This is a genomic window from Streptomyces sp. NPDC001393 (genome assembly GCF_053597455.1).
On sequence record NZ_JBSFIH010000113.1, the window covers coordinates 1 to 10,415 of the forward strand.

Below are 10,415 nucleotides of genomic sequence, written 5' to 3' on the forward strand. Positions count from 1 at the left end.
GCGGGTACTTCCTCGGGGCAGGCATCGTCAGAGCTCCTCTCATGAGCCCTATCTGACCTGCTGTCACCTCGCCCCGCATGTCGGGGGAACCTCAGTACGGACCGCCCGCCGCACCGTGTGATCAGTTCCCGGTGTCGCCTCTCCTGGTGCCTGCCAGTCCGAAGAGGAGCCGCTTGGTCACGTCGGCCAAGGGGCGCGGTGACACGCCGTCCAGGAAGCCCCCGGCCCGCGCGTCGGCCCCGACGGTGTAGCGAGCGCGGGGATGCGTACTGGTGACGGCCTTCACGACGGCCTTGGCCACCGGGTCCGGACCAGGCAGGCGGCGGACGAGCGGTTGCGCCTGGCACAGGCGCCGGTAGCAGTCGGCGTATGCGGAAGGCCCCTCGCCGTCCATCCGGGAGAACACTCCATCCCACAGATGGGTGGCGTAGCTGCCGGGGCGGATCGTCACCACGCGCACCCCATCGCGGGCGGCTTCCATGCGCAGCGCATGCGTGGCGGCCTCCAGCCCCTGCTTACTGGCGCAGTACCAGCCCATGAAGGGCATGGCCACCTGGCCTGCGAGGGAGGAGACATTGACGATGCGGCCGCGTCCGGCCGAGCGCATGTGCGGCAGTGCAAGCCGCGCCAGCCGCAGAGGACCGATGAGGTTGAGTTCGATGACGTCGTGCGCGTCCTCGTCGCTGATGTCCTCCACCGCGCCGCCCATGGCCATGCCGGCGTTGTTGACCACCGCCCACAGACGTCCCTGACCAAGGTCGAGTGCTTCCGCGACAGCCTGCTTGCACGAGGTCTCGTCGGTGACGTCGAGGTGGACGGTGTGCAGCGAGACCCCGTGCTCGCGGGCGCGGGCGCGCAGTGCGTCGGCCTTCGCCTCATCCCGGGTCCCCGCAACTACGCGCAGTCCGTGGCGGGCCAGCCGCAAGGACGTGGCCTGTCCGATTCCTCCGGTTGCCCCGGTCACGATGACGGTTCCGTGCATGGCGTCCCTTCTCGACAGGTGGCCGGACCGCAGTCGCCGACCGTCGCATGGATGGATGCGGTGTGGCGGGTCATGCCTGTTTGGTGGCGAGCACAAGGGCCTGACCGGGAACCCGGCGCAGTGTCACCCGTCGTGGCCGCTGGAAACCCGCTGCTCGCAGCCACTCGTTCAACTGGGTAAGGCTGTGGATCGTTACGCTGGACGTGACGTGGAAGAAGAGGCTGAGGCATGCCGAGAACTGATCGGGCCGGCGTCGACGAGGCCGCGCGAACAAGTCGACCACGGCGATCCGGCCGCCCGGCCGGGGGGACTGCTTGATCTTGTCGAAGACAACCGTGACGTCTTCGGGCGGCAGATGGTGGATCAGGTTGAAGCACAAGGCTGCGTCGTAGTGATCGCTCTCGACGTCGGCGGAGCGGACATCGCCGCTGCGGTGCTGCACGACATCGCTCATGCCCGCTTCGGCCATGGCGCGTCGGCCGATTTCTGCGCTGCCGGGCAGATCCAGGACGGTTGCCTGAAGACCGTCGTGGCGGCGGCAGATCTCGGCGGAGAACCAGCCGTGTCCGCCGCCGACGTCCAGCAGCCGACGTGCCCCCGCAGGCATGCGCACGGCTCGGGCAACTGCCGGCGCGCTGAGCCGGGCAAGGTCGTACTGACCGCTGATGTACGTCTGCCAGAAGGCGTCGTCGCTGGGCCTTCCGCCGTGGATGTCGACGCCGGTCCCCTCACGGAGGACCTGCGGCAGGGCGTTCCACCAGTCCCAGTGCTCTGCGTTGCTGGCGACATAGGCCGCGACGCTACGGGAAGACCCTGAGTCGAGCCACCGCCGGGCGGCGCCGCTGAGAGAGTAGGCGTCGCCGCGGTGAACCAGGTAACCCAACACATGCAGGCCATCGACGAGCAGAGCGGTGGAGTGAGGGGCGAGTCCCAGGTCCAACGCCAACTCGTCCGCTCCGGCAGCACCCCGGGCCAAACGGTCGAATACGCCAAGGCGTACGCCTGTGATGAGCACGGCGGACAGCGCCATGCCGGCGAAGGCTTCGGCGGCCGGAGTCGGAGCAAACCTCGTCGAGACCGCGATGCGTTGAAGCAGGCCGGTTCCCATGACCTTCACACGCACGTGGATGCTGTCCTTTCGTTCATGCTGCGCTCAGTTTCTGGACTGGCCCGCAGCTGCTGCCGCTGACCTCTCAGCCTCGTGCGCCAGTCCGTTAAGGAATCGGGTGACGAAGTGCTGGAGGTAGCGGCGCAGAAGCCATCCTGTGCCGGGGACGAGTGCCGTGAACGTGAGCCGCCACCGGATCACGCCGGGAGCGAAGGTTCCGACGCCCTGGTAGTCCCGCACGGGCAGGCCGGACAACAGCCGGTAGCCGTAGCGGCGATGGGGGACGCATTCGACAACGACGACGCGGCTGGTGACCGGCCCCACGCGGAAAGCGCGGACTGCGCCCGGGCCCTCGCCTCCCGTCGCGTCGGCGCGTTCCAGAGTGAAGGAACGCACACCCGCCCACTTCGGCCAGGTCGCACCCTGAGTCACCAGGGAGTAGACGACCGAGGGCGGAGCAGTGGTCCTCGTTGTCAGGTCCGCACACCAACGGCGCATGCCTCACCTGCCTACGGGATCTCGTCGGTGGACGGACATGGGCACAGCATTCGGATGCATCGCGACGGACAGAACGGGGCGCACGGTGTGTCCCGGCTTCGGGCGAAGGACGCACCGGCCGACGATGGTGGCAGCGACGATGATCGCCTCGTTCCAGGAGAACCCTTCGCCGATGCACTGGTGCCGTCCGAGCCCGAAGGGGAAGAACTCGGTCCTGGGCGGCTGGCCTGCCCTCTGCGGCGACCATCGATCCGGGTCGAAGGATCTGGGCGCGCTGAACACGACCGGGTCGCGGTAAAGGCTGTAGGGGCTGTAACAGATCTCGTCGCCCGCTCGAAGACGCAGCGGGCCCAGGGTGGTACCAGTTACTGCGCGTCGCATGGCGATCCAGCCCGGGTAGTGCAGCCGGAGCGTCTCACTGATCACCTGACGGGTGTAGGGCAGACGAGGGATATCGCTGTACGTGGCGGGCCTACCGCCAAGCACCTCGTCGACCTCCGCCTGCAGGCGGCCTTCCACCTGGGAGTGGCGACCCAGTTCGTGGAAGAGCCAGGCCAGGGTGACTGCTGTCGTCTCCGCCCCGGCGATCATCAACGTGACCACCTGGGCGTGCAGTTCGTCATCGGTCATCTGCTGTCCGCGCTCGTCGCTACTGCCAAGCAGGGCGGAAAGCAGGTCGCTTCTTTTCCGCGAGTCGGCGCGGCGTTCCGCGATGACGTTCTGGACCAGTCGGCGCAGTTGTGCCTGCGCGGCAGTGAACCGTCGGTTCTCCGCTGTGGGAAGTTGGTCCAGCCAAGGGAACGGTGAGACGGTCCTGCGGACGACGCCGCTCAGCAGGGCAGGCACCGCACGTTGAACGGTTCCGATCGTCGACGGGCACAGATCGGCGCCGAGGATGGTACGGGCGAGCACCGCGGTGGTGATCCGCATCAGCTCCCGGTCGAGCTCGATGGCCTCGCCGTCTCGCCATTCGTCAACCGTGGTGACGACGGTCTGCGTCATGATGTCGCTGTACGCAGGCATGCGACGGTGATGGAACGCTGGCTGCATGAGGCGGCGCTGCCGCAGGTGCACCGCGCCATCCGTGGTCGCCAGCCCTTCACCGATCAGCTGGGCGCCCCTGCGGAACAGCCCGCTACGTTCGAAGTCACGCGCCTGCGACACCATCACCCTGTGGCAAAGTTCTGCTGAAGTAAGGGCATAGACGCGCTGGGGCCCGAAGTGCACCGCCACGGCTTCCCGGTGCTCGGGGAGGGACTCCATGAACTCGACGGGGCGCCGCATCATCGGCAACAGGTGCCCCAGCAACGGCAGGCAGCCTGGCGCCGTCGCCACAGGCGGATGAAGCTTCGTCATGGGTCGTCTGGCCTCGATGTCAGGTACCGGCCCGCTGGAAGGTTGCACGTCAACCGGGAATTCACCCGGCTGGCCCTGCCAGACTTTAGGCGAGAAGGCACAGCGGGTTAGGCGAAACGCTGGGCGCGTCAGGCTGATCCTGATCACCTCAGCTTGACGCGCCTGCCTGAACGCGGGCAGCAGCATGTCGCAGGCATCTGCGCACGGCTAGCCGGGCAGCGGTTCGCATCCCACTCGAGAGTTACGCAGGGCAACCATCCGTCCGCGACCTCGTTCTCGGGTCGTGGGCCAGAGAAAGCATGAGATGACAGTGTGGTCGGCGTCGCGCGCCTGGGCGGTGCTGACGTATGCCGCTGTCGCGATCGCCATCGCCGCTGCGCTCGCTCCATGGGCATGGAGCGGCCTGTCTGCAAGTGGACCGGCCGCGTCAGGTACTCAAGCTGCTGCGGCACGTCGGGCAGCCGAACGGCTCGGCGTGCCATCAGCCGACCTCGTCCTGACGCTCACCCCGCCGCGAGGACAATCCATCGACGCTTCCGCCGTTCACGCAGAGGCCGACAACGCAGTCCGCGTTCTGGCGCGACACGCCGGTGTCCGCTCGGTGCGCTCCTACTGGGCCACCAGGGAGCAGACGCTTCGATCGCGGGACAGCCGTAGCGGAGCCATCTACGTCGAGCTGAAGGGATCCCTGACCGAGCGAGCCCGCAGCGCGGCACAACTGCTGCCAAAGATCCGGTCACAGACGCCCGGCGCCACAGTCCAGATCAGTGGCGAGGCATGGACCGCAGAGCAAGTCGACGACCAGGTCAGCGCGGACCTGATGCGCGCCGAGGCAACGTCAGCTCCCCTCGTGATGCTGGTCCTCCTCGTTGCCTACGGATCCCTCGTCTCCGCCCTACTGCCCGTGGGACTCGCCAGCATCACGCTCTTGTGCGGACTGCCTGTGGTCGGCCTCCTCGCACGCATCACCGACGTCTCCGTCTTCGCGGTCAATGCCGCCGCGGCCATCGGATTCGGCCTCGCGGTTGACTACACGCTGTTCCTTCTCGCCCGCTATCGCGAAGAAATGCGACGCGGCCGACCAGACGGGACGGCCCTCGCCCTCTCCCTGCAAACGGCCGGACGCTCGGTGCTGTTCTCCGCGGCCACCGTCATGGTGTGTCTCACCGCCGCACTCGCCGTTCCACTGCCCCTGCTGCGGGGTCTGGCACTGTCCGGCATCGTGGTGACGGGCCTCGCAGCCATCGGGGCACTGGTCCTTCTGCCCGCCTGCCTCACGCTTCTCGGCGCACGGGTCGAAGCGGGAGACCCTCTGCACCGATGGCGACGATCAGATTCCGGCGCAGGCAGTACGTTCTGGCGGGCCACCGCCCACCGAGTCTGCCGCCGGCCCCTGCGGTACGGCGGCGCTGCGGCGCTCGTCCTCACCATGATGGCCCTGCCCTTCCAACAGGCCCGGCTGGGAACCTCCGACGAACGAACGCTGCCGCCCACATCTGCGGCAGCCACAGCAGCCGCCCAGTTCCAAGAGGGATTTTCGGTCCGGCCGGACCGCTCCATCACCATCGTCCTCACCAAGCTCCGCAACGGCCCAGCCGACCCACTGCCCTCCTACTCGACATCCATCTCTCGGCTCCCAGGCGTGACAGCAGTCCAGGTACTTCCTCAGCGCTCACCGTCCACTGGCACCGCCGTCGTCCTCGTACAGACCTCCTACTCCCCGGGTTCCGAGCACGCCGACGAGCTCGTGGCGGCCGTGAGGTCGCTGCCAGTCCCGGCGCATGTTCTGGTCGGTGGCGCCGCAGCTCTAAGCGCCGACACGGGGATGGCCGTGAAGAAGGCATTGCCTGCCGTTGCGCTCATCCTGTGCTGCGGACTATGGCTCCTGCTCGGTGCCCACACACGAAGTCTCGTCGCTCCCGTGAAGGCCCTCGCTGTCGGACTGGTCAGCCTCGGCGCCGGCCTGGGGGTCCTCGTGGCAGTCTTCCAGCACGGCCTGCTGGCGAACCAGCTCGGCGGATTCACCATCACAGGCAGCCTGGACAGCGCCCTCCTGCTGTTCACCCTGCTCGTCGCCTTCGCCCTGTCCCTGGACTACGAGGTCTTCCTACTCGGCCGCATCAGAGAGGAATACGACATGAGCGAGGACAACCACTCAGCCGTCGTTGAGGGCATCAGTCGTACGGGCAGACTGATGACCTCAGCCGCCCTCGCCGTAGCGTGCTCGACCGCCGCGCTGGCTGGCTCCTCCGTCACAGCCCTCAAACTCGTCGGACTCGGTACCGCCGTAACCGTGCTCGTGGATGCCACTCTGGTGCGCGGCGTGCTGGTACCTGCCGTGATGACGGTCCTGGGGCCTGCAAACTGGTGGCAGCCGTGGAGAAAAGGCGCCCGGACGAGGCGGCTGCCCCTTCAGAGCCACTGCCAGCGCGACTTGGCCAGCGCTTCGGAGGTTCCAGGAGCAGATCCGTGAACTGCAACCGATTGTGTCGGGAGGAGGTAACGGTCGTGAGGCGCGCTTCCCCTGTCCGGCCCCGGCCTGCTGACAGCCCACCGCACTGTTTGATCTGGCTCGTCTTCGCCCTTATGGCTCGCTTCTTGGGGAGCCTGCTCTGGTTCCTCATCGGTCGCCGCGACACCCAGCGCGGGCCTGGCATCGCCTGATTCCAAGGCGGTTGCCGTCAGCCCAGGCCGGTTCCGTGTTTGCTAGTCCAGTGACCTGGGTTCTGAAGGACGGACGAGGACTTGCACGGCTCGCCACAGGAACACCTGGCCGCGCGGTGTTGCCGTGAGCGGGCGGGTGCGTTCGATGATGGTGAAGCCGACCATGCGCTCGATCCGCAGGAGGTGGTGCCTGATTCCTGGGCTGCCGAGGGCTCGTTCAGCGGCCGACAGGCTCGGCATGGAAGGGAGGGCACAGATGAGCCGGAGGTTGTCCGGTCCGTTCGTGGAGACCAGGACCCGGTGGAGGTCGGGTACCAGTGGTTGGGGAAGCGAGGTGAACTGGGCCGGGAGCGGGCGATCGAAGTCCGTCCAGGCGGGGATGCCCCATTGCGCGGCCATCCGGCGAAGTTCTCGGACCGGCAGTCCGCATTCCTTGGATATGCCGCGGAGTGCTCTGTTCCGGACGGTGCACTGCTTGGCGAGCCAGGCGCGGGTGACCATCGTGGGGCGGCGGGATGGGGGTTCCAGCAGGCCGGCGTGGGCGAGGGCGTTGACGACGACGGTGCTGCTGCAGCCGATGTCCTGGGCGATGCGCTGGTAGGACAGCCCCTGGTCGAGATACAGGTGTCGGAGCCGGTCGGGCGACAGGTCACCCTGGCGGGGAACGAGGCGTCCTCTCGCGCGTTGTGGCAGTTGTCGCTCGGGGGCCGTCAGGCCGCTCAGGGAGGCGAAGAGCCGAACGTGTTCCGGGGGTACGCCGAGCGCGGCGGCCGTCCTTGCCGGGGTTTTGTGGACGGCGATCGTGTCGCGGAAGCCGGTGCGGTCGACGTCGTCGGGTTCCACTCCGGGCATGGCCACGTCGGTGACCCAGCGCCGGGGTGGCTCCCACTGAACAGGTTCGCTGATGCCGTGCTCAGCCAGGGTGGCTTGTGCCTGGTCCAGCAGAAAGCTGCGCAGCCAGGCGGGCATGGTGAAGACGAACCTGCGGTAGTCGTTGACGTACGTGATGCTGTCGTCGACGCTGCGGGTACCGGTGGCGACGCCCAGGAGATGCAGCAGATAGGCGCGCATGTGGCGTTCCCGGCCGGGGCCCGGCTTCCACCCGTGTTCCCGAAACAGACGTTCACAGGCGCGGCGGTCGATGCGCAGAGCGTCGAGGGTAAGGAGGCGGCGCCGGCGCGCGTAGTTGATCGGGCTGCCGTGGGCATCGAGCCGGTGAGCGAGTTGTGCCAGCGCGGACGCGAGCGCGGTGAGGGCTGCGGGCCAGTCAATGCGGTCGATCATTCTGCGGTCGCGGCGGGGTGTGGTGTGGCCGAGGAGTTCTCCGGCCTCGGTGAAGGCCAGGCGGGTGCCGGGGACGAGGAGGTAGGTGCTGCATGCGGCGCGGAAGGCGTGGGGCAGAGTCTGGTCAGTGAGATCCGTGGGCAGCAGGCGCATGGTCCAGGAGGGCCAGAGCAGGGCCGGGATCATGGCCGCGCGGCTGCGTACCTGGTCCGTCGACAGGGCGGCCCATGACGGCTGGGGTGCGGCGCTTGAAAAGCGCAGTCGCTGGTGGAAGTTCATCGTGTCGTCGAGCGAGGTGATGACCCGCGCGGTCAGCCGTGGGCCGGCCGGCTGCCAGCGCTCGATGCGGTGACCCTGCTGGTGCCCGTCCCTGCCGGAAATCGTCCAGTCGGTGCGAAGGATCCAGTCGAACACCTCTCCTGAGGCAGGGTGGTGGGGATTTTGGGCGATTACAGCGATTGCGGTTCCCACGGCCACCTGTTCGGGGCGTTCAGGCATCTTGCGGTCGGTGAAGGGCTGCGGCTCTCCGCCGCAGTCGCGTACGACCTGGTCAACGATGGGCGGCCGCTGGCCGGGAAGCAGGTGCAGCCCCTTCAGCGCCCGCCAGGCGAGGGCGTAGATCTCGCGCAGCGCGAGCACGGCGGGCTCGGGGTCGGACATCCCTGAGCGCAGCAGGGCGTGGACGTGCTGCTGGCCTGCGAGGATCGGCCCGTTCGGTGCCAGGCTGGGGGCTGGGGTACAGGAGTCGGTGAGGCGGTGGCGGCACCGCGAGAGGGTTCTGCCGTGTGCCGTCGCCGTGATCGGGTGTGAGCACAGTCCGGGGGTAGCCGTACCTCGGTAGGAGGGGCTGTGGGGCAGGGGCGAGTTGCCGCAGGCGGGAGCCCATCGCCTCGGCCTGCGCGGTGGTCCAGGCCGGCCACTCCGCGGCGAAGGAGGACAGCGCCAGCATCGCCATCCCCGTCGGGTCCGGGTCTCAGGTTCGAGGCTTGGGCAAGATCAGGACCTGGATTTGGTTGGCGCAGGTGGTCGGGGTGGGTGCCCTCAGCCCGCGGATCTCGGCAGGCATACTCGCCGCGAAGCAGAGGGGCGGAGCCTGGGTGTACGACGGCGCCTGACTCGAGCACACGACTTGAGGACGGGGAGCCAGTTCCATCGCTCCGTGCCGCACGATCCGGACAACGCTCAACTCGCAGCAACAGGCACGAACCGACCTCATTCCCGGGGACGTTGTAGATGCGCAACGCCGGCGGATATGGGAGTTCGCCTTCGGCAGACGGGAAAGCCCCCCAACGGACTGGAACCTCCTCCGGCACCATGTCAACGTACAACTTCCAGGGAAACACCAGGTCAGCGAGAGAAGGCCGGGGTTGTGGGCCGCCAGGTCAGCCGCCGCAGCAGTCGGCAGCCCGTTACTCGGTCTCGCAGGGCCGACTTAAGGAGGTTCATCTGTCCAACCATGCAAGCCGATCTGCCTGCATCACCGCCCCGGCCCTCCGTGCTTTTGGTGTACTCAGCGCGTGGGCTGCTCATACCCAATCGGGGTTTCCCTCGCCTCGTTCGACTGTTTGTGCATCTGCGTGACCGGTCTCTTCGGGGCGGCCCTGACGCAGCTTGGGCGCCGTGTTGACTGCCCACTCTTGCCCATAGTCCAGAGCGACCCCGAAAGGTAACGCGCGTAAGCCGACAGCAGGTTGGCAGACCAGGTCGTGTCGCTGTTGCCAGATGCCAGCATCTCCGCGTGGCACAGTTCCCGGTTTCGGATCGGAGAGCCAGAGCGCCCACCGATTGTCGCCGTGACGGGTAGCAGAGACGGGACTCGGGTGGGGAGGCGAGCGGAATATAGACCATGATCGGCGGTTGGCCAAAAGCACGATCGTGAAGACCATTGGGGGAGTTCGCACTCGGCTGTGCTTGGCGGTGGAGCCGTGGCGGACGCAGTTGGCAGTGCCGTCGTATTCCAAGGAGGTATTAGGACGGCGCGCCACCTGCTGCTACATCAATGACCGCGCCTTCATGCCCACGGCTATCGCTGCTCGTATGCAAGATCTTGCGGGTGGCTTCATCTTTATGCCGTAAGGAAATTCCTCACTGTATGTACCGATGCTGCTTAGCTGCGTCTTGTCGTCCACACCGCGATGTGTGCTCGTGCAGAGTCGGAGAGCAGTGTTGCGCACCGATGTGGGTCTGGATTTCCAGCATGAAGCCTCCCGATGTGAAGGTGATATTGCATGGCTCGTCCTCCGGCGCTGAAGCTCGCCGAGGTTCTGGCGGAGATCCGTATGAGTCCGTCAGCGTTCTATCGAATGCGCGCTCGCGGGCAAGCGCCCCACATGATCAAGCTGCCCAATGGTGGAACTCCGTTGTCGCCGCGCTGACCTGGATGCCTGGTGGGATATGTGCGAAAGAGATTCTGATACTTGGCGATGAGTTAGAGGTTGTCTCACGTGGTGACGGTGCGAGCTGCGGCATGATGTCTCTTCGTGGGTGTCGATCTGTCGCAGCGGCTGGTTCCTGACGGTCTGT

At 67.1% G+C, this 10,415-nt stretch carries 6 protein-coding genes and 1 pseudogene; 2 read left to right on the top strand and 5 right to left on the bottom strand.

Features of this window, described 5'->3' with window-relative positions; genetic code table 11:
• Positions 1-121: 121 nt before the first annotated feature.
• The 4 genes from ACWC2T_RS45115 to ACWC2T_RS45130 all read right to left on the bottom strand — a co-directional run bounded on the left by ACWC2T_RS45115 (position 122) and on the right by ACWC2T_RS45130 (position 4,130).
• Positions 122-982 carry an SDR family oxidoreductase gene (locus tag ACWC2T_RS45115; protein ID WP_450676100.1) on the bottom strand — a complete coding sequence of 287 codons (861 nt, stop codon included), beginning with the start codon at positions 980-982 and terminating at the stop codon, positions 122-124.
• A 70-nt stretch (positions 983-1,052) separates the two neighbouring features.
• Positions 1,053-2,105, bottom strand: coding sequence for a methyltransferase (locus ACWC2T_RS45120; protein WP_450676101.1), 1,053 nt, complete (start codon positions 2,103-2,105; stop codon positions 1,053-1,055).
• Between the two features lie 30 nt (positions 2,106-2,135).
• Positions 2,136-2,588: an SRPBCC family protein gene (locus ACWC2T_RS45125; RefSeq protein ID WP_450676102.1), complete on the bottom strand. Its 453-nt coding sequence runs from the start codon at positions 2,586-2,588 to the stop codon at positions 2,136-2,138.
• Between the two features lie 3 nt (positions 2,589-2,591).
• The gene (locus tag ACWC2T_RS45130; protein ID WP_450676103.1) at positions 2,592-4,130 is read right to left on the bottom strand and encodes a cytochrome P450; all 1,539 of its coding nucleotides are present in this window, start codon (positions 4,128-4,130) and stop codon (positions 2,592-2,594) included.
• A 289-nt stretch (positions 4,131-4,419) separates the two neighbouring features.
• On the opposite strand from ACWC2T_RS45130, the gene ACWC2T_RS45135 reads away from it, so the two are divergent.
• Complete coding sequence (locus ACWC2T_RS45135) at positions 4,420-6,417, top strand: MMPL family transporter (protein ID WP_450676104.1); 1,998 nt, start codon at positions 4,420-4,422, stop codon at positions 6,415-6,417.
• 233 nt (positions 6,418-6,650) lie between these two features.
• On the opposite strand, the gene ACWC2T_RS45140 is transcribed toward ACWC2T_RS45135, so the two are convergent.
• A complete protein-coding gene (locus ACWC2T_RS45140; protein ID WP_450676105.1) occupies positions 6,651-8,552 on the bottom strand; it encodes a hypothetical protein in 1,902 nt (633 codons plus the stop codon).
• Between the two features lie 1,568 nt (positions 8,553-10,120).
• On the opposite strand from ACWC2T_RS45140, the pseudogene ACWC2T_RS45145 reads away from it, so the two are divergent.
• Positions 10,121-10,319, top strand: a pseudogene (locus tag ACWC2T_RS45145) (helix-turn-helix transcriptional regulator).
• Positions 10,320-10,415: the final 96 nt, after the last annotated feature.

What these genes read in the sequence shown, in the direction of transcription:
- ACWC2T_RS45125 (WP_450676102.1), bottom strand. Translation starts at nt 2,588, where the DNA reads ATGCGCCGTTGGTGTGCGGACCTGACAACGAGGACCACTGCTCCGCCC.
- ACWC2T_RS45115 (WP_450676100.1), bottom strand. Translation starts at nt 982, where the DNA reads ATGCACGGAACCGTCATCGTGACCGGGGCAACCGGAGGAATCGGACAG.
- ACWC2T_RS45130 (WP_450676103.1), bottom strand. Translation starts at nt 4,130, where the DNA reads ATGCTGCTGCCCGCGTTCAGGCAGGCGCGTCAAGCTGAGGTGATCAGG.
- ACWC2T_RS45140 (WP_450676105.1), bottom strand. Translation starts at nt 8,552, where the DNA reads ATGTCCGACCCCGAGCCCGCCGTGCTCGCGCTGCGCGAGATCTACGCC.